Origin of the sequence: Pseudomonas sp. SK (genome assembly GCF_012975065.1) — a bacterium.
Taxonomy (GTDB): Bacteria; Pseudomonadota; Gammaproteobacteria; order Pseudomonadales; family Pseudomonadaceae; genus Aquipseudomonas; species Aquipseudomonas anuradhapurensis.
Genome location: NZ_CP051857.1, coordinates 4292795 through 4318894 on the forward strand (window position 1 = coordinate 4292795; position 26100 = coordinate 4318894).

A 26100-nucleotide genomic window follows, 5' to 3' on the forward strand; every position below is an offset into this window, starting at 1 on the left:
TTCCCCGAACGACTTCGGCAGTGCGGCCGCCGCCCTGCCGCTTTGGTGATGCCCATGAAAGACCTTGCCCTGCGTGTGAACGACACGCTGTACCGCGGCTGCATCTGGATCGCCGGCCTGTCGATCCTGGCCATGTCGCTGATCATCCCCTGGGGCATCTTCGCCCGTTATGTGCTCGGGGCCGGCTCCAGCTGGCCGGAACCGGTAGCGATCCTGCTGATGGTGGTATTCACCTTCATCGGCGCCGCTGCCAGCTATCGCGCCGGGGCGCACATGGCGGTGGCGATGCTCACCGACCGCCTGCCTGCACAACAGCGCCAGTGGCTGGCCTTGCTGGTACAGGTGTTGATGGTGCTGATCTGCGTGTTCATGACGGTCTACGGCGCCAAGCTGTGCGTCACCACCTGGAACCAGTACCTGGCATCCCTGCCAGGTGTGCGGGTGGGCATGGCCTATGCGCCGATCCCGGTTGGTGGGGTGCTGACCCTGGTGTTCGTGGTGGAAAAACTTCTGTTGGGCGATCAGAGCCAGCGCAAGGTGGTGCGTATCGAGCAGCTTGAAGAAAACGAAGGAGCGGCATAGATGGATGCGTTGATTCTGTTAGGCAGTTTCGTAGCGCTCATCCTGCTCGGCATGCCGGTGGCCTACGCCCTGGGCCTGTCGGCGCTGATCGGCGCCTGGTGGATCGACATCCCGTTGCAGGCGATGATGATCCAGGTGGCCAGCGGGGTGAACAAATTCTCGCTGCTGGCCATTCCGTTCTTCGTGCTGGCCGGTGCGATCATGGCCGAGGGCGGCATGTCGCGACGGCTGGTAGCCTTCGCCGGAGTGCTGGTGGGCTTCGTGCGTGGTGGGCTGTCATTGGTCAACATCATGGCCTCGACCTTCTTCGGGGCGATTTCCGGCTCGTCGGTGGCGGACACGGCGTCGGTGGGCTCGGTGCTGATTCCAGAAATGGAGCGCAAGGGCTACCCGCGCGAATTCTCCACGGCGGTCACCGTCAGCGGCTCGGTCCAGGCGCTGCTGACACCGCCCAGCCACAACTCGGTACTGTACTCGCTGGCCGCCGGCGGCTCGGTGTCGATCGCCTCGCTGTTCATGGCCGGGGTGATGCCAGGGCTGCTGCTGAGCGCGGTGATGATGGGCCTGTGCCTGTTGTTCGCGAAAAAACGCAACTACCCCAAGGGCGAAGTCATACCGCTGCGCCAGGCACTGAAGATTGCCGGTGAGGCGCTGTGGGGGCTGATGGCCATGGTGATCATCCTCGGCGGTATCCTGTCGGGGGTGTTCACCGCGACCGAGTCGGCGGCCGTGGCGGTGGTGTGGTCGTTCTTCGTGACCATGTTCATCTACCGCGACTACAAGTGGCGCGACCTGCCCAAGCTGATGCACCGCACGGTGCGGACCATTTCCATCGTGATGATCCTGATCGGCTTCGCCGCCAGCTTCGGCTACGTGATGACGCTGATGCAGATCCCGTCGAAGATCACCACGGCATTCCTGACCCTGTCGGACAACCGCTACGTGATCCTCATGTGCATCAATTTCATGCTGTTGCTGCTGGGCACGGTAATGGACATGGCACCGCTGATCCTGATCCTTACGCCGATCCTGCTGCCGGTGGTCACCGGTATCGGTGTGGACCCGGTGCACTTCGGCATGATCATGCTGGTCAACCTGGGCATCGGCTTGATCACGCCGCCGGTAGGGGCGGTGCTGTTCGTTGGTTCGGCCATCGGCAAGGTGAGCATCGAGTCGACGGTGAAGGCGCTGCTGCCGTTCTACCTGGCGCTGTTCCTGGTACTGCTGGCCGTGACCTACATCCCGGCGATTTCGCTGTGGCTGCCAGGCCTGCTGCTGTGACCTGGAAGCGGCCGAGGCGCCTGGCATGGTCGTGACCGAACTGCATCTGCACGACCGCCTGACCCGCCTGAGCCTGGCCCCGGAGCTGGGCGCCAGCCTGGTCAACTGGCAGGTGAAGGCGACCGGGCAGGCGTTGCTGCGCCATTCCGGCGCCGACGCGCTGGCCAGCGGTTCGCCACGCCGCCTGGCCTGCTACCCACTGGCGCCTTGGTCCAACCGCATTGCCGAGGGTGGCTTTGCCCGCCCCGGGGGCTGGCAGGCATTGCTACCGAACACCACGCATGATCCGTACCCGATCCATGGCAGTGCCTGGCAGCAGGCCTGGCAGGTCGCCTGGCACAGCGAAGGGCATGCGCGGCTGACGCTGGTCAGCGAAGTCCCCTTCGCCTACCAGGCAACGCTGGATATTCACCTGCATGAAGGTGCACTGGTACTGGGCCTGCAGGTTACCCACCGCGATGCGCGGGCGACCTGGTATGGATTGGGGCTGCACCCGTACTTCCCTCGATACCCCGACACCAGGCTGTATGCGCCAGCGCACAAGGTGTGGCTGGCAGACATGGGGCGGTTGCCTTCGTACCAGGCGCCGGTGCCGCAGCCATGGTGTTTCAATACGATGGGGGAGTTGCCGGAGGCGCTGGTTGACCACGCCTTCAATGGCTGGCCGGGCGAATGCGTGATCGAACAGCCCAGCGCCGGCTACCGACTGGCATGCCGTGCCAGCGGCGCGGAGCACTTCTTGTTGTTCTGCCCGCAAGGGCAAGGCTTTTTTTGCTTCGAGCCGGTCAGCCATCCGGTCAATGCGCACCACCTGCCGGGGCGCCCGGGGTTGCGCTTGTTACAGCAGGGGGACGCGCTGAGCCTGACGTTCACGCTGCAGTACCAGGCGCTATAAGGGTACCGGTGTATCAATCCAGCTGCTGAGCCCTCAGCGCCTGCGCCAGCATGTCGATGAACGCCCGGACCTTGGCCGAACCGTACTTGCTCTCCCGGTGCAGCACATGGATCGGCCAGGGCGCCTCCTCGTACTCGGCCAGCAGCACCTGCAACTGCCCACTGGCCAGTTCATCCGCGACCTGGTACGACAGCAGGCGGGCAATGCCCAACCCGCCACTGGCGGCGGCGATTGCCCCGTCATTGCTGGTGACCGTCAAGCGCGGTTTGACGCGCACCAGGGTCGGTTCCTCGGCCACCCCGAAACGCCAGCCGGCGCGTGGCGACAGGTTGGTGGTACCGATCACCGCATGCCCGGCCAGGTCGGACGGGTGCTTCGGCACGCCATGGCGCGCCAGGTATTCGGGAGAGGCACACAGCATGCGCCGGACCCTGCCCACGCGCAGTGCTTTCAGCCCGGAGTCGGGCAAGGGCCCGATGCGCACGGCCACGTCCATGCCCTCTTCGACCATGTTGACGATGCGGTCGAGGAAGTAGGCGGAAACGTCAACTTCAGGGTACTGCTGCAGGTAGCGGACGATACACGGCATGACGAACTTCTTGCCGAACAGGATGGGCGCAGTGACGGCCAGGTCGCCCTTGGGCGTCGAGTTGATGCCGGCGGCGGCTTCGTTGGCCTCGTGGATACTGGCGAGGATATGCCGGCTATCTTCCAGGTAGCGGTTACCGGCTTCGGTCAGGCGGACGCTGCGGGTGGTGCGCAGCAGCAACTTGACCCCGAGCTGTTCTTCCAGGGCGCTGACGGCACGGGTAACCGCCGCAGGAGAGATGTCCAGGCGCCGAGCAGCGGCGGCGAAGCTTTCCAGTTCGCCGGTGGCGACGAACACCTTCATCAGGTGGATCTGGTCCATGCGGGCTCCTGGTGGGCATGAGGTGCCGGGATTATCTTTCATCTGGGCGTTTTGTGCTGCTGTTGCGTCCGCGGGCCGCTCCTGCAACAGCCCGCGGAAGAGGCAGGCGAATCAGGCATCCAGTACCAACGCCTGCCCGCCTTCTGCCACCTTGGCCGGCACGGCACAACAGATCAGCACCGAACCGGCCTCCGGCAATTCGGCCGGCGGGTTCGGGTAATGCACCTGGCCACTCACCAGCCGGGTCTTGCAGGTACCGCACGATCCCCCTCGGCAACTGAATTCCGGGGCCAATCCGCGTGCCTCGGCCAGCTCCAGCAACGTGCCGCTACCGGGCGCCCAGCGCGCCTCCTTGGCCGAAGCGGCAAAGTACACGGGCACCGCCTCGCTGGCAGCCGGCGGCTGCTGCAGGCTGGGCTGGCCCGCGTCGGTGTGCCGCCGAAGCGTCGAAGGGCCGAAGGCTTCGGCGTGGATCCGCGCATCCGGTACATGCACCCCGCGCAGCCCCTCATACAACTGCTGGGTAAAACTGCCCGGGCCGCACAGGTAGAAATCGTAGTCACCCAGCGCCAGCGTTGCCTTGACCTGCTCGATCCCCAACCGACCAGCGAATTGGTAATCACGCCCCAGCAACGCCTGCTCTTCCGGCTGGCTCAGGGCACGGTGCACCTGCAGCAGGCCGCCGGCCCGTTGCTGCAAGCCTGCCAGCTCGTCACGAAACGGCAGGTCGGCCAGGCTGCGTGCCCCATGGAACAGGTGGACAGGCCGTGCCTGCTGCGTATTCAACTGTTCGCGCAGCATGGCCAGCAACGGCGTGATACCCACCCCTGCGCCAATCAGCACCAGCGGCCGGGTGCTGTGCGGGTCCAGCACGAAGCGCCCCATGGGTGCGCGCACATTCAGCACATCGCCCGCGCTTATGCGCTCATGCAAGTGCCGCGACGCCGGGCCCTGGGCCTTGATGCTGATGCGCAGGTAGCGGTCGGAAGGCGCGCTGGACAAACTGTAGGTGCGGATCAGCGCCGCCTCGCCAGCGCGCTGCACCTGCACCGGCACATGCTGCCCCGCGGCAAAGGTCACCTTGCTGCCGGCAGGCGGTTCAAGGTAGAACGAGCGGATATCGTGGCTTTCCTGTTCTACCCGCAGCACACGCCACGGCTGCCATTGGCGCTGCTGCTGACGTCGCTGCAGGCGCGCTTCGGCTTCTTCCCAGGTGCCGGTCGCCAGGCTGGTGGGCGCATATTCCTTGAACGCCCAGCGCAGGGACACGGCCGCCGGGCGCCACACCACCTGCTCGACGTCCAGCGTCCACAAGCGCTCGGCACCGTCGAAGGCCTGGCTGGCCGGGTTATCCAGCAGAATTTCGCTACGCCCGTAGAGCTGCAGCACATTGCCCGTGGCGAAGTCGATGAACAGCAACCCTGCGCGTGGGTTCACCAACAGGTTGCCCAAGGTGTTGAAGTGCAGGTTGCCGGCATAGTCAGGGATGGTCAGGCGGTTGCCTTCGACCTTGATGAAGCCGGGCCGGCCGCCACGGTGGGAGACATCCACCGAGCGCTGGCCAGCGCCATGCTCGATATAGCTAGCGACAAAAAAAGTGTCGGCTGTGCGGATCATGTCGACAGCCGTTGCATCCAGCATCACCGCATCGACACGCCCCTGGGCGGGTTCGACGACGCGCGTGTATTCGCGCAACTGGATGTACTGCGGGCAGTTGCCGAACGATTGCTCGACCGTGACCTGCAGTTGGCCGTTGACGCCCTGGTGGATCTGCCCGTTGAGGCGGTTGCGCCGACGCGTGTGCAGTTCGATACCCAGCAGGCCGACCGCCTGCCCGGCGCTCAGCCCGGCGGTGGCGGGGTCGTCTGCCGGCAGCTGGGTGTCGATCGTCAGCTGGCGAGGGTCCGGCGAGCTGACGAAGCCTTCCGGCCCTTCCAGCACGGTCGCCCAAGGGCGGCCCAGGGCATCCACGCTGGCGGCGATCATGAACGGCAGCTGATGATAGAAGGTACGGTGCTGCTCGGGCATGTAGTCGCGAATCACCTTCTGCCCGAACGCCTCCATGCGCTCCGCGACACCGACCTTTTCCTGCAGGGTTTTCTCGCCCGCATGCCAGGGCGAGGGGCGGTGGTCCGGGTTCTGTTGCATGGCGGCGTTCCTCGTGCTGAAGAAGTGTCAGGCGCTGGTCTGCAAGCCGATCACGGTGCGCGGCATCGGCACGAAGCCCGGCAGCGCCTCGATCCTGGCCAGCCAGTTGCGTACGTTGGCGTAGGGCTCCAGCGACACGTTGCCTTCTGGTGCATGGGCGATGTACGAGTAGTTGGCGATGTCGGCAATGGTCGGGGTATCACCCGCCAGGAAGGGTGCCTTGGCCAGTTCGGCGTCGATCACCTTGAGCAAGGTGTGGGCACGGGCAATCACTTCATCGGTATTGAACGAAGCACCGAATACCGTCACCAGGCGCGCGGCGGCAGGGCCGAATGCCAGTGGGCCTGCTGCGACCGACAGCCAGCGTTGCACGCGGGCGGCAGCGGCAGGTTCCTCGGGCAGCCAGGTGCCGTTGTCATACTTTTTCGCCAGGTAGACGAGGATGGCGTTGGAATCGGCAATCACCGTGCCGTTGTCATCAATCACCGGCACCTGGCCGAACGGGTTCAGCGCCAGGAAGTCGGGTTGCTTGTGCGCACCTTTGGCCAGGTCGACGAAGACCAGCTCGGTGGGCAGCTTCAGCAGCGCAAGCATCAGCTCGATGCGGTGGGCGTGGCCGGACTTGGGGAAGTTGTAAAGCTTGATCGGGTTCGACATGGGCTTGGCTCCTGGTCAGCTCCGGGGTGGGCTGATGGAGCACATGCTGCACGGGTTCGCCTGGCAACAGAATCAGTGCGCCGGGGAAACCATAATTTCGCCTGGCGCAATAATGCTGACGCAGGCGCCGGCCAGAGCCCCCGCAAGCATCCGCCGCAGGGGCACCCGCAGGATTCAGTGCAGCTTGAAGTAGCGGAATAGCCCGCGTGCCGCCTCGACCACCTGAGGTACGCAAGCCTGGATGTCCTCTTCGCTCATCTGGTCCAGCAGCTCGAAGTTATCCTCCAGCCCATGCAGCGAAATGGCCTTGAGCAATTGATCCTGCTGCGCAGGCAGCGGCTCCCAGCCAGCGACCTGAGTGCCGCGCATGTAGCCAAAGCACCACTCCTCCATGACGATCACCGTGCCCTGCTCGCCTTCGCTTTCCTCGAACAGCGGCTCGAACTGGTCGATGTCATCATTCAGTTCTTCCGCCACCTGGTTGGCATAGCGCAGCATCAACGCCGTATAGGCTTCTTCATGCGCCGGCTTCTTGAATTTCGGCACCTTGCCGCCCGCCACCACGGGCAGCCATTGCTCCGGGGTGACGGTGACCGGCGAGCTGGCCAGCGCCGTGAAAAAACCATTGAGTTCGGCCAGGTTGAGCACCGAGTAATCGTTGCCGTAGGTGATCAGCAGGTCTTCGAGGCGGTCGAGTTCTTTTTCGCTGAGGGCGGGTAGCATGGGTGGACATCCTGAGAAGCAAAAGTGTGTGCACCCTAGCACAGAACCGCCCAAGGGCTGCCCGCGGTTGTCGACCCGCGGGCAGTTTGCTCAGCCTGGCAACAGGCTTTGCAGCAGGTGCTGCTTGCCGCTGCCGATCAACAACCACAACAGAATGCGACACTTGCGCGGGCAAAGCTGCCCGGCCATGTGTACACCTTTGCCTTGCAGGTCGATCTCGGCTCCGGCAAACCCATAGGTGGCGCGGGCTGTAGGGCCGCTGCCTGTGCGGGTGGCGACGATTACCGGCAAGGCGGGCACCAGCGTATCCAGCACCTGGGCCCAACAAGCGGAAACATGCCCCGCGCCAAATCCGCCAATGACCAGCCCCTGGTAACCGAGCGTGGCAACGGCCTGCAACATTGCCGTATCCGCGTCCAGGCAGGCTTCCAGCAGTGCAACGCGATGTTCGCTGCGTTGCGGTAGCGGCAGCACCTCCCGCCGTGTAGCCGGTTGGCGATAGACCACCACGCCCTCGACGACATCGCCCAGCGCGCCACCACCGGGCGACTCGAATGCAGCCATCGCCAGGCTGGCGCTCTTGCGCACCCTTGCTGCGCTGTGGACCTGATCATTCATCAGCACCAATACGCCGCGCCCACGGCTGCCCGGCGCCAGCGCAACGTGCGCCGCACCCAGCAGGTTGGCCGGGCCGTCGCAGCCCGGCTGGCTGGCCGCGCGCATGGCACCGGTCATCACGATTGGCGCATCGAACGGCCACAGCAGATCGAGGAAATACGCCGTTTCTTCAAGGCTGTCGGTCCCTTGGGTGAGGATTACCGCCTGCGCTCCACGCTCCACCTCTGCGCGCGCCCAGGCCAACACTTCGAGCAGCGTCGCAAAGCCCAGCGAGGCGCTGGGGAGCAGGCCCAGCGTGGCCATTTCAAGCTGGGCCATCTCGCGCAGTTGCGGCACGCTTGCCAGCAAGGCGTCGCAACCAAGCCTGGGTACTACCGCGCATCCTTTGGCGCTTGCCTGCATGCTCACCGTGCCGCCCAGGCTGCCGATCGACAGTTTCGGCAGGTGTGTTTGCGCGCTCATGCAACACCTCCTGCCAACAGGCCAACCAGCGGCACGATCCCTAGCGTGCTGACGGCCATCGACAGCACATTTCCCAGGTAGCCGTGCATATAGGCCGGCAAGCGCTGGGTAATGGCCACTGCCAGCGGGGGCGCCACCAGCGCGCCGAGCACGGCACTGCCCACCACGACTTGCCAGCTACCACCATGGGCAAGCACAGCGGCCGGGACGATCGAGACGATGGGGATGTAGGTGGGGTACCACCCTCGCGCCTGCCATTGACGACGCCAGAACCACACCCCGACCAGTGAAGCCAACGCCTGCCCGGCGACCATCGGCAACAGCAGCAGCGAACCGTAGGCCGGCGCTGCTGGGGCCAGCATGTAAGCCAGGACCACGCCCAGCAGCAGCCCGAGGCTGGCCAGCTCATTGCCGAAGAACGGCGCTTCGCTGAAATCGGCCAGGACGCGTCGCAAGGTCCAGACAACGCCGTAATCGGGTTGCGCAGCAACGGGTTCGCGTACCACGGGTTTGTGGCTGGGCCGCACCCATGACGGAAAGCGCCGGCACAGCATGAACGCCACCAGGCTTGCCAACGCCATGCCGCTGACGTTGCCGACCACCACCGGCAACTGCAGCGGATAACACAGGTAGTTGACCATCAACAGACTGGCCGGGGTGACCAGCAGCGCCCCCAGCAGTGCGCCACTGAGCGTGACCCGCCAACCCGCGCCATACAGCAGCACCATGGCTGCCGGCAAGGATACGAAGGCGACGAAGGTCGGCTGCCAGGTGCCACTGGCCAAGGTCCAGCCCCAGAACGCGTGGCTGAGCAGCAGGCCCAGCAGCGAGCTGGTGAATACCCATGGCCATAGCCCGCTGCCATAGCAGATGGCAAAACCCTGCCAGCGATACCCGTGCACCTGGGCCAGGTGCGCCAGGCAAGCCCCCAGCAGCAAGCCCAGGGCGGGCAGTTCGTGCTTGTAGAACGCCACCTCACTGATATCCCCGACGATCCAGCGCAACCGGCTCAATGGCTGATCGAGTGTCGCCGCCAGTTGCGTGTAGTCCGGCCAGTGGCCGTGGGCGAGGCTGGCAGCCAGCGCCGCCAGCAGGCTGACGAACAGCACCAGGGGCAAATGCTTCCGATCCAGAGCATGCAAGGTTTCCATGTGCGACCTCCTCAACGCGGCATCGCGGCATGCAGGCGATAACCCAGGGTCGCGTCATAGAGATCGGTACGGCGGTCCCGTGGCAGGTCGTTGAGGCTGTTCCAGATCGGTGCCGAGCGGGCACTGCTGAGGTCGACATCGGCGAAGACAATGCTCTCCTCTTCGGCACTGGCCACCTCGCCGATGGGCCAGCCATTGGTGCCGGCAATCAACGAACAACCCAGGAAGCGCCCGCCCCGCTCATGGCCTATGCGGTTGGCTGCGGCTATGTAGAGGTTGTTGACGTGTGCCGCGGTCATGGTCAGATAGGAAGCCATGCAGCGCCCCGTGTCATCGAACAACGGTGGTGGGGTCCACACCCAGTTGTTCAGGCTGCAGATGATGTCGGCGCCTTGTGCTGCCATCAGCCGTGGCACTTCAGGGAACCAGATGTCCCAGCAGATCAGCAGGCCGATACGCCCGATCGGTGTCTCGAATACCGGAAAACCCAGGTTGCCGGGGGTGAACCAGAGCTTCTCCTGATTCCACAGGTGGGCCTTGCGGTAATGCCCCAGCAGGCCTTCAGGGCCGAACAGTACGGCACTGTCGTAGAGCTTCAGCCCATCGCGCTCGGCAAAACCTGCGGCCAGGTAGACCTGATATTCCCTGGCGAAATCCGCCCAGGCTTTCAGGCTGGCGCCTGCTTCCAGGGTTTCGGCGTGGGCATAGGCCTCGGCGCGGGTGCGGAAGGTGTAGCCGGTGTTGGCCAGCTCAGGTAGCACGATCAGGTTGGCGCCTTCACGCACGGCGCGACGGGCCAATGCCAGGCCTTTGCTCAGGTTGCCGTCGCAATGCTCGAGCCCGACCTGCGGGTCGTACTGGATGACGGCGATGCGTACTGGACTGACGGCGGGACAATGTGCAGACATGGCAGCTTCCTTCTTGTGGTTGTTTTGGAAGGGCGCCAGTAAAGCGGGGTTGGGCTGGGGAGTGACAGTCAGGACACTCCCACCAGCTCGAAGGAAAGGAAAAGAGATATTGTAGGAATGGCCCTACAATCAACACGCTAACAGCCTTGGATCCTGACTTGATAGTGCGGGTAATGGTCCAGGCTGAAACCACCGTGAAACTGCGCTGATGTTCTATCGCAAAGGTTGATCACCACATCCACAGCCGTTCGTAAACACGGCTCGGTCCAGCCGGCGTCAACAGAGAAGGACTCTCCAGCCAGATACAGGCCTGACTGGGCGCTGAAATCTCGGTTGTATTTCATCAGGTTTACCGCATCGTAATAAGTGCCTGCGCGGTACAACTTTGCACATCCGAGGGCGTTCTTATCTGTCATCCATCGTTGTATGCGGATGTTGCGAGTGTCAATGTAGGGTGATATGGCCTCGCCTATGTTGCTACACCGCAGCAAAATTCGGTCAAGCTCGTTCATGCATTTCTGCCCCAACTCCTCGTCGGAAAATGCGGCCAGCTTCGTTGCATCGTCCTCCCAGGTATAACTCAGCAGGATGCAGTCCTCTGGATAACTATCGTTGTATCGATAGGCATACACGTCGTGGACAAAACTGTCGGTTACGAGGATTTGGGGTAAAGCCGACTTACCGTCCAGGAAGCGCTTGTCCAGCGGAGCATATACCTTGCAACTGGTCTCCCAATGGGCATGCTTCCAGGCGTCCACGATGGTCTGCGGCAGTATCTGGCGATTGAAACCGTCAAGACGGATGTTGGTTTCGATCAACCAGGATGGGATAGTCAGGATCACACTGTCGAAGTCTTGGTATTGGAGGCTCTCTTCAAGCGGATCACTGCAGTGCCAACGATAACCGACCCGCAATTGGCCATTCTCCAGTTTCTGTAGCGAACAGACCGAGGTGTCAGTGAGCAGCCCATCCTCTCGTTGCAACAGGTGATCGTACAGCGAGGAGCCGCCCAGGCCGACGTCCAGAAACAGGAGACTTTCATCCATCGCCGCGAGGCCTATATAAGCGGGCCCCTGAAACATCAACCCTTTGCTGTCAGGGACAAGGCTGGCCTCGAGGTGCGGTGCCGCATAGGGTACCCCCTCTTGATCAACCCGCCCATGTACCAACTGCAAGTGGCTACTGAAGCCAAAGATTGCGGTACGCAGCGGATACAGGCAGCAGACGTCATAGAACGCTCCCCAACTGCCATCGCCAATACCGATCGCATAGAAGATTGCCGATTCGTCGCTGCTCATGCCTAACCCGCCAAAATCACCAGGGTTTGCAGGATCCCAAGCCGCCAGGGTAGGTAGATGCACCAGTTCTCTAAACGATAATCGGTGATAGCGTTCAACGATGGCCGACCACATCGACTCCCAACCATTAGTGCCATAAACCGTAGCGATACGCTCGGCGAAGCGCGTCGCAAAATGCTGCCACTTGTAATAGACCTGTTGAAGTATCTGGGTGGGTGGAGGTGTCTTGCCTTCTGGGTTACGCCAGACCAGCAGCGCAGGATCGCCACCACCCTCCAACTGGCCATCACGAAGATATATTCCCGTGGCATTGACCCACGGTGTCCCCGGATTCGGAAAATCGGAAATGCTCAGGTCGAACAGCTTGGCGTAGTAGGCCATGAGCGAGCGCCCGTCTTTAGGGGGCTCACCGGTCCTGTTGAAAAACGGCATGCGCATGGCCCCCATCTCGAAAGGGGTTGCCGGCTGCTTGTGAGTCCCGGAGCTATTCACCCAGGTCAGATGACGCCCCCCCACACGCTGCGACTGCTCGATCAAGGAGATCCGGGTAAAGCCGCACCGCAACAATTCTCGAGCCGCAGTTAGCCCGGTAATACCAGCACCCACAATGCAGATCCGGTGGTCTGGCTGAGTGGCTCGTGCAACGCCTTGTTCCTGTTCGATCAGACGGCGGTAGTCAAAGCACAGATCAGGAGGGTTGGGGTAACGCGCGGCCCACGGTTGCATGGGCAGGGAGGGCTCGATGGCGAGGTCTGCAGGATGGTTGTGGGTTGTACCGATGGTCATGTTCTCGTGCTCTTCATGGGTTGAAGAACCGAGCGTGAACAATTACCAAAGAGATGAAGGGGTTATTAATTAGCACCAACCGTCAGCCACAGGATCGGCAGAAACCTGTGGCTGACGGATAGGCAGCAACTGGGCTGTTACGCGTTACACCGCCAGCGCGCGCTCACGCAGCTCGCTGTTGAGGATGCGGTCGTTCTCGCTGTAATCGACCGGGCAGTCGATCACATGCACGCCCGGGGTCTTGATGCAGTGCTCGAGCAGCGGCAGCAGGCCGTCGGCGCTTTCCACGCGGTGGCCGTTGGCACCGTAGGCTTCGGCGTACTTGACGAAGTCCGGGTTGCCGTAGTCCAGGCCGAAATCGGTGAAGCCCATGTTGGCCTGCTTCCAGCGGATCATGCCGTAGCCGTCGTCACGCAGGATCACCACGGTGATGTGCATGCCCAGGCGTACTGCCGTTTCCAGCTCCTGGCTGTTCATCATGAAGCCGCCGTCGCCGCATACCGAAATCACCGGGCGGTCCGGGTGCACCAGGTGCGCCGCCATCGCCGATGGCAGGCCGGCGCCCATGGTCGCCAGGGCGTTGTCCAGCAGCACGGTGTTGGGCTTGTGCGCCTTGTAGTTGCGGGCGAACCAGATCTTGTAGATACCGTTGTCCAGGGCCACGATGCCTTCGGACGGCAGCACGCGACGGATGTCGGCGACCAGGCGCTGCGGGTAGACCGGGAAGCGGCTATCGTCGGCGCCTTCGGCGATCTGGGCTTCGTTGGCTTCACGGATGGCCATCAGGCGGGTGAAGTCCCAGTGCGAGGTGTCGCTCAGCGCTTCGCCGATCTGCCAGACGGCGTTGGCGATGTCACCGATCACTTCCACCTGCGGGAAGTACACGGCATCCACTTCAGCGGAGCGGAAGTTGATGTGGATGACCTCGGTGCCGCCACGGACCATGAAGAACGGCGGCTTCTCGATCACGTCGTGGCCGATGTTGACGATCAGATCGGCTGCTTCGATCGCGCGGTGGACGAAGTCGCCCGAGGACAGCGCAGCATTGCCGAGGAAGCGCGGGTGGCGCTCGTCGACCACACCTTTACCCATCTGCGTGGTGATGAACGGGATGCCGGTGTTGTCGATCAGTTGCTTGAGGACCTTGGCGGTCATCTTGCGGTTGGCGCCGGCACCGATCACCAGGATCGGGTTGCGCGCGTTCTGCAGTTTCTCCACCGCAGCTTCGATGGCCTTGTGCTCGGCCAGCGGGCGGCGGTGCAGGCTTGGCGGAATCGGCAGGCTGTCGGTCTGCTCGGCGGCGATGTCCTCTGGCAGTTCCAGGTGGACCGCACCCGGCTTTTCTTCTTCAGCCAGGCGGAAGGCTTCGCGCATGCGCGCCGGGATGTTGTCGGCCGAGGCGAACTGGTGGGTGTACTTGGTGATGGGGTCCATCATGCCGCACACGTCGATGATCTGGAAACGGCCCTGCTTGGACTTCTTGATCGGCTTCTGGCCGGTGATCATCATCATCGGCATGCCGCCCAGGTAGGCGTAGGCGCTGGCGGTAACCAGGTTGGTCGCACCGGGGCCGAGGGTGGACAGGCTGACGCCAGTCTTGCCGGTCAGGCGACCGTAGGTGGCAGCCATGAACCCTGCGGACTGCTCGTGACGGGTGAGTACCAGTTTGATCTTCGACTTGCGCAGGGACTCCAGCAGGTCGAGGTTTTCTTCACCGGGAATACCGAATACATACTCGACACCTTCGTTTTCCAGGCATTGCACAACGACATCGGCGGCCTTGGCCATCTTGCTTGCTACCTCAAGTGATGGGACGGTGGAAGTCCGGAAATGCGCAGCACGGTACGCTGGCATCGCTTGGCTCAGGGCCAGAAGTGCCCCGAATCAAAGTCTTGACGAAAGGTCGGTACGGAAAAGTCACGCTGATTTGGCGGAATATTGCCGAGCGCTGTAGGAGCGGCTTTAGCCGCGAAACCGGCGACGCGGTTTGCCAGGTAGATCGGGGGTGCAGGGTAGCGGCCGCTGTGCGGCCGATCGCGACGCAAGGCCGCTCCTACAAGGTCGCGCTGGTTTTGCCGGCGCAAAGACAAAACCCCTACCTGCATATGCAGATAGGGGTTTTGCGAAATGAATCTTGACGATGACCTACTCTCACATGGGGAAGCCCCACACTACCATCGGCGATGCATCGTTTCACTACTGAGTTCGGGATGGGATCAGGTGGTTCCAATGCTCTATGGTCGTCAAGAAATTCTGTTGCCAGAAGGTCTTGGTAGACACTCCAGCGAATTCGGATATGCGATATGTGTGGTTCGTTGCGAACTTTCGGTTCGTATCATCTTCACCACCGCAATCTGCGTCAGCAAATTGCTTGGGTGTTATATGGTCAAGCCTCACGGGCAATTAGTATTGGTTAGCTCAACGCCTCACAGCGCTTACACACCCAACCTATCAACGTCGTAGTCTTCGACGGCCCTTCAGGGAACTCAAGGTTCCAGTGAGATCTCATCTTGAGGCAAGTTTCCCGCTTAGATGCTTTCAGCGGTTATCTCTTCCGAACATAGCTACCCGGCAATGCCACTGGCGTGACAACCGGAACACCAGAGGTTCGTCCACTCCGGTCCTCTCGTACTAGGAGCAGCCCCTCTCAAATCTCAAACGTCCACGGCAGATAGGGACCGAACTGTCTCACGACGTTCTAAACCCAGCTCGCGTACCACTTTAAATGGCGAACAGCCATACCCTTGGGACCGGCTTCAGCCCCAGGATGTGATGAGCCGACATCGAGGTGCCAAACACCGCCGTCGATATGAACTCTTGGGCGGTATCAGCCTGTTATCCCCGGAGTACCTTTTATCCGTTGAGCGATGGCCCTTCCATACAGAACCACCGGATCACTAAGACCTACTTTCGTACCTGCTCGACGTGTTTGTCTCGCAGTCAAGCGCGCTTTTGCCTTTATACTCTACGACCGATTTCCGACCGGTCTGAGCGCACCTTCGTACTCCTCCGTTACTCTTTGGGAGGAGACCGCCCCAGTCAAACTACCCACCATACACTGTCCTCGATCCGGATAACGGACCTGAGTTAGAACCTCAAAGTTGCCAGGGTGGTATTTCAAGGATGGCTCCATGAGAACTGGCGTCCCCACTTCAAAGCCTCCCACCTATCCTACACAAGCAAATTCAAAGTCCAGTGCAAAGCTATAGTAAAGGTTCACGGGGTCTTTCCGTCTAGCCGCGGATACACTGCATCTTCACAGCGATTTCAATTTCACTGAGTCTCGGGTGGAGACAGCGCCGCCATCGTTACGCCATTCGTGCAGGTCGGAACTTACCCGACAAGGAATTTCGCTACCTTAGGACCGTTATAGTTACGGCCGCCGTTTACCGGGGCTTCGATCAAGAGCTTCGCTTGCGCTAACCCCATCAATTAACCTTCCGGCACCGGGCAGGCGTCACACCCTATACGTCCACTTTCGTGTTTGCAGAGTGCTGTGTTTTTAATAAACAGTCGCAGCGGCCTGGTATCTTCGACCGGCATGGGCTTACGGAGCAAGTCCTTCACCCTCGCCGGCGCACCTTCTCCCGAAGTTACGGTGCCATTTTGCCTAGTTCCTTCACCCGAGTTCTCTCAAGCGCCTTGGTATTCTCTACCTAACCACCTGTGTCGGTTTGGGGTACGGTTCCCAGTTATCTGAAGCTTAGGAGCTTTTCTTGGAAGCATGGTATCAACCACTTCGTCGCCTAGAGGCAACTCGTCATCAGCTCTCGGCCTTGAAATCCCGGATTTGCCTAAGATTCCAGCCTACCACCTTAAACCTGGACAACCAACGCCAGGCTGGCCTAACCTTCTCCGTCCCTCCATCGCAATAACTGGAAGTACAGGAATATTAACCTGTTTTCCATCGACTACGCTTTTCAGCCTCGCCTTAGGGACCGACTAACCCTGCGTCGATTAACGTTGCGCAGGAAACCTTGGTCTTTCGGCGTGCGAGTTTTTCACTCGCATTGTCGTTACTCATGTCAGCATTCGCACTTCTGATACCTCCAGCAAGCTTCTCAACTCACCTTCACAGGCTTACAGAACGCTCCTCTACCGCGTCATCAAAGATGACACCCGTAGCTTCGGTGCATGGTTTGAGCCCCGTTACATCTTCCGCGCAGGCCGACTCGACTAGTGAGCTATTACGCTTTCTTTAAAGGGTGGCTGCTTCTAAGCCAACCTCCTAGCTGTCTAAGCCTTCCCACATCGTTTCCCACTTAACCATGACTTTGGGACCTTAGCTGACGGTCTGGGTTGTTTCCCTTTTCACGACGGACGTTAGCACCCGCCGTGTGTCTCCCATGCTCGGCACTTCCAGGTATTCGGAGTTTGCATCGGTTTGGTAAGTCGGGATGACCCCCTAGCCGAAACAGTGCTCTACCCCCTGGAGTGATACATGAGGCGCTACCTAAATAGCTTTCGAGGAGAACCAGCTATCTCCGAGCTTGATTAGCCTTTCACTCCGATCCACAGGTCATCCGCTAACTTTTCAACGGTAGTCGGTTCGGTCCTCCAGTCAGTGTTACCTAACCTTCAACCTGCCCATGGATAGATCGCCCGGTTTCGGGTCTATACCCAGCGACTAAACGCCCTATTAAGACTCGCTTTCGCTACGCCTCCCCTATTCGGTTAAGCTCGCCACTGAATATAAGTCGCTGACCCATTATACAAAAGGTACGCAGTCACCTAACAAAGTAGGCTCCCACTGCTTGTACGCATACGGTTTCAGGTTCTATTTCACTCCCCTCTCCGGGGTTCTTTTCGCCTTTCCCTCACGGTACTGGTTCACTATCGGTCAGTCAGTAGTATTTAGCCTTGGAGGATGGTCCCCCCATGTTCAGACAAAGTTTCTCGTGCTCCGTCCTACTCGATTTCATTGACAAGAGATTTTCGTGTACGGGGCTATCACCCACTATGGCCGCACTTTCCAGAGCGTTCCACTAATCTCAAATCAACTTAAGGGCTGGTCCCCGTTCGCTCGCCACTACTAAGGGAATCTCGGTTGATTTCTTTTCCTCAGGGTACTTAGATGTTTCAGTTCCCCTGGTTCGCCTCTTGCACCTATGTATTCAGTGCAAGATACTCAGCTTGTGCTGAGTGGGTTCCCCCATTCAGAGATCTCTGGATCACAGTCTGTTTGCCGACTCCCCAAAGCTTATCGCAGGCTACCACGTCTTTCATCGCCTCTGACTGCCAAGGCATCCACCGTATGCGCTTCTTCACTTGACCATATAACCCCAAGCAATCTGGTTATACTGTGAAGACGACATTCGCCGAAAATTCGCATGTTGCTCTTTCGAGCAGAACTCACAAATTTTACCTTAGCCTGATTAACCAGCAGTGAAACTGGCCATCAGTCTATATCTACCACATATCCGAATTTTTAAAGAACGATCTGACAAAAGCCAGAAATCAACATTCACACTGGAATGCTCATTTCTAAGTTCTGAGCAGTGCTGCGAAACCTGAAAGAGTGGTGGAGCCAAGCGGGATCGAACCGCTGACCTCCTGCGTGCAAGGCAGGCGCTCTCCCAGCTGAGCTATGGCCCCGTGTATTCTAGGCCGCACCAAGTAATTGGTAGGTCTGGGCAGATTTGAACTGCCGACCTCACCCTTATCAGGGGTGCGCTCTAACCAACTGAGCTACAGACCTATAACAGGGTCGCGTTACAGCATCGTCTTTTACAATGAATCAAGCAATTCGTGTGGGAGCTCATCAGCAGGCTGATGTCGTCGATTAAGGAGGTGATCCAGCCGCAGGTTCCCCTACGGCTACCTTGTTACGACTTCACCCCAGTCATGAATCACACCGTGGTAACCGTCCTCCCGAAGGTTAGACTAGCTACTTCTGGTGCAACCCACTCCCATGGTGTGACGGGCGGTGTGTACAAGGCCCGGGAACGTATTCACCGCGACATTCTGATTCGCGATTACTAGCGATTCCGACTTCACGCAGTCGAGTTGCAGACTGCGATCCGGACTACGATCGGTTTTGTGAGATTAGCTCCACCTCGCGGCTTGGCAACCCTCTGTACCGACCATTGTAGCACGTGTGTAGCCCAGGCCGTAAGGGCCATGATGACTTGACGTCATCCCCACCTTCCTCCGGTTTGTCACCGGCAGTCTCCTTAGAGTGCCCACCATAACGTGCTGGTAACTAAGGACAAGGGTTGCGCTCGTTACGGGACTTAACCCAACATCTCACGACACGAGCTGACGACAGCCATGCAGCACCTGTGTCAGAGTTCCCGAAGGCACCAATCCATCTCTGGAAAGTTCTCTGCATGTCAAGGCCTGGTAAGGTTCTTCGCGTTGCTTCGAATTAAACCACATGCTCCACCGCTTGTGCGGGCCCCCGTCAATTCATTTGAGTTTTAACCTTGCGGCCGTACTCCCCAGGCGGTCAACTTAATGCGTTAGCTGCGCCACTAAAATCTCAAGGATTCCAACGGCTAGTTGACATCGTTTACGGCGTGGACTACCAGGGTATCTAATCCTGTTTGCTCCCCACGCTTTCGCACCTCAGTGTCAGTATCAGTCCAGGTGGTCGCCTTCGCCACTGGTGTTCCTTCCTATATCTACGCATTTCACCGCTACACAGGAAATTCCACCACCCTCTACCGTACTCTAGCTCGCCAGTTTTGGATGCAGTTCCCAGGTTGAGCCCGGGGCTTTCACATCCAACTTAACGAACCACCTACGCGCGCTTTACGCCCAGTAATTCCGATTAACGCTTGCACCCTCTGTATTACCGCGGCTGCTGGCACAGAGTTAGCCGGTGCTTATTCTGTCGGTAACGTCAAAACAGCAAGGTATTAACTTACTGCCCTTCCTCCCAACTTAAAGTGCTTTACAATCCGAAGACCTTCTTCACACACGCGGCATGGCTGGATCAGGCTTTCGCCCATTGTCCAATATTCCCCACTGCTGCCTCCCGTAGGAGTCTGGACCGTGTCTCAGTTCCAGTGTGACTGATCATCCTCTCAGACCAGTTACGGATCGTCGCCTTGGTGAGCCATTACCTCACCAACTAGCTAATCCGACCTAGGCTCATCTGATAGCGTGAGGTCCGAAGATCCCCCACTTTCTCCCGTAGGACGTATGCGGTATTAGCGTTCCTTTCGAAACGTTGTCCCCCACTACCAGGCAGATTCCTAGGCATTACTCACCCGTCCGCCGCTGAATCAAGGAGCAAGCTCCCGTCATCCGCTCGACTTGCATGTGTTAGGCCTGCCGCCAGCGTTCAATCTGAGCCATGATCAAACTCTTCAGTTCAATACTGCTTGGGTTTTTAAGAAACCCTAAACTTGGCTCAGCAATCTCAAATGACTATGTGATTTCTCGCATGGCCACTTGTGATGCTGATAATCTTTGTGACTATCAGTCCGTACTCACAAGCACCCACACGAATTGCTTGATTCGATTTGTTAAAGAGCGTTTGGTTAAGAGCGTTTCGTCTCAACCGAGGCGCGCATTCTACGCTTTCCTCATTTGCTGTCAAGCGTTTATTTTGAAGTTTTTTACCGCCAGCTTCTTTCGAAACCTTTGAACTTCAATCACTTACCGCTTGCCCCGAAGCGTTCATCGCTGCGAGGAGGCGAATAATACGCGCTTTGAAATCAGAGTCAACACCTTGATCTGAAAAAACTTTCTGCAGCGCCGGCGATGACCCGGCAACTAATCAAAACGCCGTGGATCTGTAAAGGAACACCCCCAACGGAGCGGAGCGGCCATGAGCGATGCGCAAAGCGAGAAAACCCCGGGTCTGTCGGCGGATGAGGAACAGGAAGTCAGCTTGAACCAACCGCCCCGCGCGGCGGTACTGCACGAGATCATTCGCTACCAGGGCGACCAGGAGCTGGAGCGGACCCTCGCTGCACTGTGGTGGTCGGCCCTGGCTGCCGGTTTGTCCATGGGCCTCTCACTCATGGCCATGGGCCTGTTCTACGCCCGCCTCCCTCAGGGCGAAAGTGCCCAGGTGGTCGCCAGCATCGGCTACAGTGCCGGCTTTCTTGCCGTGATCCTGGCGCGTCAGCAGCTGTTCACGGAAAACACCCTGACCGCCGTGTTGCCGGTCATGACCTCTCCCACCCTGGCCAATTTCGGGCGCCTGCTGCGGCTGTGGTGCGTGGTACTGCTTGGCAACCTGGCCGGCACCCTGCTGGTGGCCTGGGTCATGCTGGAACTGCCGATCTTCGACGCCAAGACCGACGTAGCCTTCCTCGAGGTGGGGCGCAAGGTCATGCACAACGATATCAGCCAGATGTTCGCCAAAGGCATCGTGTCCGGCTGGATGATCGCCACCATGGTGTGGATGATTCCGTCGATGGAGCACGCCAAGATCTGGATCATCCTGATGATCACCTACCTGATGGCCCTGGGCGACTTCACCCATATCGTGGTCGGCTCGGTCGAAGTGTCCTACCTGGTGTGGGCCGGCGATGAAACCTGGCGCAGTTTCTGGCTGGAGTTCGCCCTGCCGACACTGGCCGGCAACATCATCGGCGGCAGCTTCATCTTCGGCTTGATCAGCCATGCGCAGGTGCGCAGTGACAGCGGCAAGCCACCCTCGCGCTTGCTGAAAGGCAACCCGGCAGGCGGGCGTCGCCGCAACGACGGCCAAACGTAAGCCCAAGAACGCCGGCTCGCCCGGCCGCCCTGCATTTTTGCCGGCGGCCAGGCTGCCACGCTCAAGCTGGCCTATCCTGATTGAACCTCCTTCCTGAATGCTTGGCGGGAGGTTTCCTGAAGGAGCCGCTCGCGCATGGCCAGGACCGCCAACCTTGCACCCGCCAGCCCCACACCGCGCTTCCAGGTGCGCCGCCTCATCGCCGGCTTCAGCGCTGTTTTCGGCTTGGCCTGCCTGGTTATCGTCGGCGCGCTGTTCAATATCGCCGGCACGCTTGACCAGCAGGAGCGCCAGCGCAGTGCCATGCAGGCGAACCAGGCGCTGGAACAACGCCTTCTCGCCTCGCGCCAGTTCCTGTCAGCCTACGCGGTATGGGATGCCGCCTACGAGCACCTGGCAGGGCAGACCGACTGGAAATGGGCCTATGAAGAAAAGAACGTGGGCGAGTCGTTGTACAGCGCCAGCGGCTACGAAGGGGTATTCGTGGTGGATGACACGCGTACCACCTACGGTTTGTTCAAAGGCCAGCCTACCCAGGCGGCGGCCAGTACCTATATAGAAGAAGCGCTGCAGCCGATCATCGACCAGGCCCGTGCGGCGGCCATACCCCGTGAACAGATCAGCCGTTTCGTCCTGTTCAATGGTTGGCCGGCGGTACTCAGTGCCGCGGCAGTGCGCCCGGACCGGGAGGTCAGCGAGAACGAGGTGCGCCAGGCGCCGGTGATGCTGTTTGTCGACCAGCTCACCGAGGACAAGCTGGCACGGCTGGGCACCGCTGTCGGCCTGAACAGCCTGCACGTGGAAAAGGACGACGTCGGGGAGCACGAGCATCTGCACATCGACCTCGGCAACACCGGCTTCCACCTGTCCTGGAACAACCCGATGCCGGGGCGCCAGCTGTTGCAGGCGGTATTGCCGCCACTGGCAGGTGCCTTGCTGATTCTCGGCCTGGTCATGCTGTACCTGTTTCGCCACGCCTTGCGCAGTTCGCGGGCAATCGACCTCACGCTCGCCCGCCTGCAGCAGAGCAACCAGGCCCTGGAGGCCAGCGAACAGCGCTTTCGCGCAGTAGCCGAGTCGGCGTCCGACTGGATCTGGGAAACTGACCGACAGCAACGCCTGAGCTATCTGTCGCAACGCTTCACCAAGGTCACCGGCTACCCGGTGAGCGACTGGCTCGGCCAGCCGCTCAACCAATTGCTGGCCTGCGATACCACCCCTCTGTCGCCGTGGCTGGACAGCCTGGCCATGGCCGACCCGCAACAGCTGGCCAACCTGCGCTGTACCTACCGCGACCAGAACGGCCAGAACCGCTATTGCCGGATTTCGGCCCGTGCCATCTGGTACGATGGCAAACCCGTCGGTTATCGCGGCACCGCCAGCGACATCACCGATGAAGTCGACGCGCACGCCCGCATCCAGCACCTGTCGCTGCATGACCCGCTGACCGGGCTGGCCAACCGCAACAAGCTCGCCCGGCACCTGGAGCAGGCGCTGCTGCGCGGCAGTGACTCGCCGCCGATGACCTTGCTGCTGCTGGACCTCGACGACTTCAAACCGATCAACGACACCCTCGGCCATACCGCCGGCGACGCCGTGCTGCTGGAAGTGGCCACGCGCCTGCGCGACAGCACGCGCGATGGCGACCTGGTCGCACGCCTGGGCGGCGACGAATTCATCCTGGTGCTCAGCGGCATGGACAACCGCAGCGAAATCGACAGTTTCTGTGCGCGCCTGATCGCCCTGCTGCAGCAGCCCATCGTGTTCGACAGCCAGCCCCTGCACGTCGGCGCCAGCATCGGCGTAGCCCAGACCCGTACCCAGGGCTTCGATGCCGGCGAGCTGATCCGCTGCGCCGACATTGCCCTGTACCAGGCCAAGGCCGATGGCAAGAATACCTGGCGCTATTTCGCGGCCGAGATGAACCAGCAGATCCAGTACCGCCGCCAGCTGGAGAACGACATGCGCCGGGCCCTGCGCAACCAGGAGTTCGTATTGCATTACCAGCCGCGCTACCGCCTCAACGACCTGCGCATCGTCGCCGTCGAAGCCTTGCTGCGCTGGCAGCACCCACAAGAAGGGCTACTCGGGCCGGATACCTTCATCCCGCTGGCCGAACACAGCGACATCATCGTCGCGCTGGGCCGCTGGGTGCTGCGCGAAGCCTGCCGCACCGCCCTGGACTGGCCTGCCGACGTGCTGATTTCGGTAAACCTGTCACCGGCCCAGTTCCTGCGCAGCGATGTGGTGGCGGACGTGCGCGAGATCCTGCTGGACACCGCATTTCCTGCCCAGCGCCTGGAGCTGGAAATCACCGAAAATGTGATGCTCAACGATATCGAAGGCGCGCTGGGCACCATGCTGGCACTCAAGGAACTGGGTGTGCGCCTGAACATGGACGACTTCGGCACCGGTTATTCGTCACTGGGCTACCTGCGCACCTACCCGTTCGACAGCATCAAGATCGACAAGCGCTTCATCGGCGGCCTCGGCAGCGGTGGCGGCAGCGACCGCGCCGTGGTCCAGGCCATCATCAGCCTGGGCAAAGCGCTGGGGCTGACGGTGACGGCAGAAGGGGTAGAGAGCGAGCAGCAGCTCGAGATGCTGGAGAAGGACCTGTGCCATGAGGTGCAGGGCTATTATCTCAGCCGGCCACTGGACAGTGCAGGGCTCGAGGCGTTGTGGCAACAAGCCGCCGAACGCTCGGCCCCGTACCTGTAGCGTCAGCATGGCTGCTGCAGGCTGCGTTCGGCGATGATTTCCGGCAGATCGTGACGACGTATGTAGGCACGCAGCGGCTCACCGATGTTCAAGCGCTCATCGACGTGCTGTTCCAGCAACAACGCCAACCGTTCGCGGCACAGCACCATGCGCTGCCCCTGCTCGGGCCGCCAGACAAACTCGCTGCAAGGTGTGATGCTGGCATCGGCCACGTCCATGCCGAACGCGTCCTCGGAAAAGCGCACGATGTGCACGCCGCGCTTGCCATTGAAACCGACAAAGCCCTTGAGCTGCTCGGCAGCGTTGCAGATGTCCTGAGAAGTGATGGCCATGACGTAACCTCGCAAAGAAATCGGAAGATACGCACGCCAGGCGGGAGGGTCGCCTCTGCGGGCAACTCATGGGCGAAGCCTAACGCAAGCCGCGGCACGGATGCCACGCTTTTCACCGCTCAGTTGCCGCCGTCGACCTGTGAGCGCAGGACCTCGCCCAGCCATTGCATGAATGCCTGTACCCGGCGCGGCACGTGCCGTTGCCGGACATACAGCAGTGACACCGGCATGGCCGGCGCCTGCCAGTCCGGCAGCACGGCAACCAACTCGCCGCGCTGCAGGTGCTCGGTCACGGCCACCGCCGGCACCTGGATCAGCCCCAGCCCGGCCAGGCAAGCAGCCGAATACGCCTCGGCATTGTTGACCGTGACCACACCGGCCATGGCCTGGTAGCGCACTTCATTGCCGTGCATGTATTCGAACCCGGCGCTGCGCCCGCCCAGGGTGCGCACATAGTGCACCAACTGGTGCCCGGCCAGGTCCTGCAACGTGCGAGGCACACCGTAGCGAGCCAGGTAGGTTGGGCTGGCACAATTGCACATGCTCAGCTGCCCGACCGGCCGCGCCGCTACATCCAGGTCATGCAGGGCACCGATGCGCATCACGCAATCGAAGCCTTCGCGCAACAGGTCGACCTGGCGATCGGTGCAACTCAGCTCCACTTCCAGGCGTGGAAAGCGCTGCAGGAACTGCGGCAGCAGCGGGATGATCAGCCGACGGGCCATCATCGTCGGCAGGTCGATACGCAGGCGCCCGGCCAGCTCGGCATCGTCGGCCCGGAACAGGCTTTCGATCTCGTCCATGCCCGACAGCAGGTCCTTGCTGCGCTCATACAGCAACACGCCGTCCTGGGTTGCCCGTACCCGGCGGGTGGTGCGGTTGAACAGCTGCGTACCGAGCATGCGCTCCAGCGCCCTCACCTGCTCCGACACGGTCGAACGTGGCAGCCCCAGGCTTTCTGCCGCCAAGGTGAAACTGCTGACTTCACTGACTCGCACAAAGGTGCGCAACAACTCCAGCTTGTTCACTCAGGCCTCCTGCTATCCGGTTTTACCGAACAGTATTTCCATTTTCGCTGGATTTAACAGTGCCTGGCTGACCAATAACCTGTCCTCATCCACCCACCATGAGGTATTCACCATGACCCGCAAGATTGCCCTCATCACTGGCGCCAGCCGCGGCCTTGGCCGCAACGCCGCCGAACACCTGGCCGCACGCGGTATCGATGTGATCGGCACCTACCACAGCAAGGCGGACGAAGCCCAGGAGGTGGCCGCCCGCCTGGAACAAGCCGGGGTCAAGGCCGCCATGTTGCCGCTGGACGTTGGCGACAGCGGCAGTTTCGCCGGTTTCGCCGAGCGCCTGGCAACCACCCTGCAACAGCAGTTTGGCCGCGAGCGTTTCGACTTTCTGGTGAACAATGCCGGGATCGGGCTGAACGTGCCGTATACCGAGACCAGCGAGGCGCAGTTCGACCAATTGCTGAACATCCAGTTGAAAGGGCCGTTCTTCCTTACCCAACGGCTGTTGCCGCTGTTGGTGGACAATGGCCGCATCGTCAATATCTCCACCGGCCTGGCGCGCTTCGCCCTGCCAGGGTATGCCGCCTATGCCGCGATGAAGGGCGCGATGGAAGTGCTGACCCGCTACCAGGCCAAGGAACTCGGCGCGCGCGGCATTCGCGTGAACATTCTGGCGCCGGGGGCGATCGAGACCGATTTCGGCGGCGGTGTGGTAAGGGATAACCGCCAGGTGAATGAATACATCGCCGGCAACACGGCGTTGGGGCGGGTGGGATTGCCGGATGATATCGGCGCGGCGATTGCGCTGTTGCTCGAAGACGGCAATGGCTGGATCACCGGGCAGCGGCTGGAGGTGTCGGGCGGGATGTTTCTCTGAACCGCGAATTTCCGGGCCGCGTTGCGGCCCATCGCGACACCAGGCCGCTCACAGC

Annotated in this window: 17 protein-coding genes, 2 tRNA genes and 3 rRNA genes; 6 read left to right on the forward strand and 16 right to left on the reverse strand. The window is 60.8% G+C overall.

Features of this window, described 5'->3' with window-relative positions:
- Positions 1-54 precede the first annotated feature (54 nt).
- From HG549_RS19635 to HG549_RS19645, 3 genes are read left to right on the forward strand one after another with little or no spacing between them, the layout of a single operon-like run.
- Positions 55-582: a TRAP transporter small permease gene (locus tag HG549_RS19635; protein WP_170031738.1), complete on the forward strand. Its 528-nt coding sequence runs from the start codon at positions 55-57 to the stop codon at positions 580-582.
- Positions 583-1863 (forward strand): TRAP transporter large permease, encoded by a 1281-nt coding sequence (locus tag HG549_RS19640; protein WP_170031742.1) that lies wholly within the window; start codon positions 583-585, stop codon positions 1861-1863.
- A 25-nt stretch (positions 1864-1888) separates the two neighbouring features.
- Positions 1889-2758 (forward strand): aldose 1-epimerase, encoded by an 870-nt coding sequence (locus HG549_RS19645; RefSeq protein ID WP_170031745.1) that lies wholly within the window; start codon positions 1889-1891, stop codon positions 2756-2758.
- A gap of 13 nt (positions 2759-2771) precedes the next feature.
- Here HG549_RS19645 and HG549_RS19650 read toward each other — a convergent pair whose 3' ends face one another.
- The 14 genes from HG549_RS19650 to HG549_RS19715 all read right to left on the reverse strand — a co-directional run bounded on the left by HG549_RS19650 (position 2772) and on the right by HG549_RS19715 (position 19739).
- A complete protein-coding gene (locus HG549_RS19650; RefSeq protein WP_170031748.1) occupies positions 2772-3668 on the reverse strand; it encodes a LysR family transcriptional regulator in 897 nt (298 codons plus the stop codon).
- A gap of 111 nt (positions 3669-3779) precedes the next feature.
- Positions 3780-5816, reverse strand: a complete 2037-nt coding sequence (locus tag HG549_RS19655; protein ID WP_170031751.1) for a pyridoxamine 5'-phosphate oxidase family protein — start codon at positions 5814-5816, stop codon at positions 3780-3782.
- Positions 5817-5843: 27 nt separating this feature from the next.
- On the reverse strand, positions 5844-6473 hold the full coding sequence (locus HG549_RS19660) for a glutathione S-transferase family protein (protein ID WP_170031754.1): 630 nt from the start codon (positions 6471-6473) through the stop codon (positions 5844-5846).
- A 174-nt stretch (positions 6474-6647) separates the two neighbouring features.
- The gene (locus HG549_RS19665) at positions 6648-7196 is read right to left on the reverse strand and encodes a UPF0149 family protein (RefSeq protein ID WP_170031757.1); all 549 of its coding nucleotides are present in this window, start codon (positions 7194-7196) and stop codon (positions 6648-6650) included.
- A gap of 90 nt (positions 7197-7286) precedes the next feature.
- Entirely contained in the window at positions 7287-8276 is a 990-nt protein-coding gene (locus HG549_RS19670; RefSeq protein WP_170031761.1) for an asparaginase, read from the reverse strand.
- Positions 8273-9427: a hypothetical protein gene (locus HG549_RS19675; protein WP_170031764.1), complete on the reverse strand. Its 1155-nt coding sequence runs from the start codon at positions 9425-9427 to the stop codon at positions 8273-8275. Before HG549_RS19675 ends, HG549_RS19670 begins: the two co-directional genes overlap by 4 nt.
- 11 nt (positions 9428-9438) lie before the next feature.
- Positions 9439-10335, reverse strand: a complete 897-nt coding sequence (locus HG549_RS19680) for a nitrilase family protein (RefSeq protein ID WP_170031767.1) — start codon at positions 10333-10335, stop codon at positions 9439-9441.
- 137 nt (positions 10336-10472) lie between these two features.
- Positions 10473-12419 carry an FAD-dependent oxidoreductase gene (locus HG549_RS19685; RefSeq protein WP_170031770.1) on the reverse strand — a complete coding sequence of 649 codons (1947 nt, stop codon included), beginning with the start codon at positions 12417-12419 and terminating at the stop codon, positions 10473-10475.
- Between the two features lie 144 nt (positions 12420-12563).
- Positions 12564-14207 carry an acetolactate synthase large subunit gene (locus HG549_RS19690; protein ID WP_170031773.1) on the reverse strand — a complete coding sequence of 548 codons (1644 nt, stop codon included), beginning with the start codon at positions 14205-14207 and terminating at the stop codon, positions 12564-12566.
- A 344-nt stretch (positions 14208-14551) separates the two neighbouring features.
- Positions 14552-14667: ribosomal RNA gene (rrf, locus tag HG549_RS19695) — 5S ribosomal RNA — on the reverse strand.
- Positions 14668-14801: 134 nt separating this feature from the next.
- A 23S ribosomal RNA gene (locus HG549_RS19700) occupies positions 14802-17693 on the reverse strand.
- Between the two features lie 245 nt (positions 17694-17938).
- A tRNA-Ala gene (locus HG549_RS19705) sits at positions 17939-18014 on the reverse strand.
- 26 nt (positions 18015-18040) lie between these two features.
- A tRNA-Ile gene (locus tag HG549_RS19710) sits at positions 18041-18117 on the reverse strand.
- 85 nt (positions 18118-18202) lie between these two features.
- Positions 18203-19739: ribosomal RNA gene (locus HG549_RS19715) — 16S ribosomal RNA — on the reverse strand.
- Together the 16S, 23S and 5S rRNA genes with 2 tRNA genes alongside form the textbook arrangement of a ribosomal RNA operon.
- Positions 19740-20196: 457 nt before the next feature.
- Between HG549_RS19715 and HG549_RS19720 the strand changes: the two genes are divergently transcribed.
- Positions 20197-21093: a formate/nitrite transporter family protein gene (locus HG549_RS19720; protein ID WP_170031776.1), complete on the forward strand. Its 897-nt coding sequence runs from the start codon at positions 20197-20199 to the stop codon at positions 21091-21093.
- Between the two features lie 135 nt (positions 21094-21228).
- On the forward strand, positions 21229-23814 hold the full coding sequence (locus HG549_RS19725; RefSeq protein ID WP_170031778.1) for an EAL domain-containing protein: 2586 nt from the start codon (positions 21229-21231) through the stop codon (positions 23812-23814).
- Between the two features lie 2 nt (positions 23815-23816).
- On the opposite strand, the gene HG549_RS19730 is transcribed toward HG549_RS19725, so the two are convergent.
- Both HG549_RS19730 and HG549_RS19735 read right to left on the reverse strand, forming a co-directional pair.
- Positions 23817-24146: a DUF2025 family protein gene (locus tag HG549_RS19730; RefSeq protein WP_170031780.1), complete on the reverse strand. Its 330-nt coding sequence runs from the start codon at positions 24144-24146 to the stop codon at positions 23817-23819.
- 119 nt (positions 24147-24265) lie between these two features.
- Positions 24266-25174, reverse strand: coding sequence for a LysR family transcriptional regulator (locus HG549_RS19735; protein WP_170031783.1), 909 nt, complete (start codon positions 25172-25174; stop codon positions 24266-24268).
- 112 nt (positions 25175-25286) lie between these two features.
- Here HG549_RS19735 and HG549_RS19740 point away from each other — a divergent pair, with 112 nt between their 5' ends.
- Positions 25287-26045 (forward strand): SDR family NAD(P)-dependent oxidoreductase, encoded by a 759-nt coding sequence (locus HG549_RS19740; protein WP_170031786.1) that lies wholly within the window; start codon positions 25287-25289, stop codon positions 26043-26045.
- Positions 26046-26100: the final 55 nt, after the last annotated feature.

Coding starts and splice junctions, on each gene's coding strand:
- HG549_RS19665 (WP_170031757.1), bottom strand. CDS start 7,196: ATGCTACCCGCCCTCAGCGAAAAAGAACTCGACCGCCTCGAAGACCTG.
- HG549_RS19645 (WP_170031745.1), top strand. CDS start 1,889: ATGGTCGTGACCGAACTGCATCTGCACGACCGCCTGACCCGCCTGAGC.
- HG549_RS19680 (WP_170031767.1), bottom strand. CDS start 10,335: ATGTCTGCACATTGTCCCGCCGTCAGTCCAGTACGCATCGCCGTCATC.
- HG549_RS19650 (WP_170031748.1), bottom strand. CDS start 3,668: ATGGACCAGATCCACCTGATGAAGGTGTTCGTCGCCACCGGCGAACTG.
- HG549_RS19720 (WP_170031776.1), top strand. CDS start 20,197: ATGAGCGATGCGCAAAGCGAGAAAACCCCGGGTCTGTCGGCGGATGAG.
- HG549_RS19685 (WP_170031770.1), bottom strand. CDS start 12,419: ATGACCATCGGTACAACCCACAACCATCCTGCAGACCTCGCCATCGAG.
- HG549_RS19690 (WP_170031773.1), bottom strand. CDS start 14,207: ATGGCCAAGGCCGCCGATGTCGTTGTGCAATGCCTGGAAAACGAAGGT.
- HG549_RS19635 (WP_170031738.1), top strand. CDS start 55: ATGAAAGACCTTGCCCTGCGTGTGAACGACACGCTGTACCGCGGCTGC.
- HG549_RS19655 (WP_170031751.1), bottom strand. CDS start 5,816: ATGCAACAGAACCCGGACCACCGCCCCTCGCCCTGGCATGCGGGCGAG.
- HG549_RS19660 (WP_170031754.1), bottom strand. CDS start 6,473: ATGTCGAACCCGATCAAGCTTTACAACTTCCCCAAGTCCGGCCACGCC.
- HG549_RS19725 (WP_170031778.1), top strand. CDS start 21,229: ATGGCCAGGACCGCCAACCTTGCACCCGCCAGCCCCACACCGCGCTTC.
- HG549_RS19675 (WP_170031764.1), bottom strand. CDS start 9,427: ATGGAAACCTTGCATGCTCTGGATCGGAAGCATTTGCCCCTGGTGCTG.
- HG549_RS19740 (WP_170031786.1), top strand. CDS start 25,287: ATGACCCGCAAGATTGCCCTCATCACTGGCGCCAGCCGCGGCCTTGGC.
- HG549_RS19640 (WP_170031742.1), top strand. CDS start 583: ATGGATGCGTTGATTCTGTTAGGCAGTTTCGTAGCGCTCATCCTGCTC.
- HG549_RS19730 (WP_170031780.1), bottom strand. CDS start 24,146: ATGGCCATCACTTCTCAGGACATCTGCAACGCTGCCGAGCAGCTCAAG.
- HG549_RS19670 (WP_170031761.1), bottom strand. CDS start 8,276: ATGAGCGCGCAAACACACCTGCCGAAACTGTCGATCGGCAGCCTGGGC.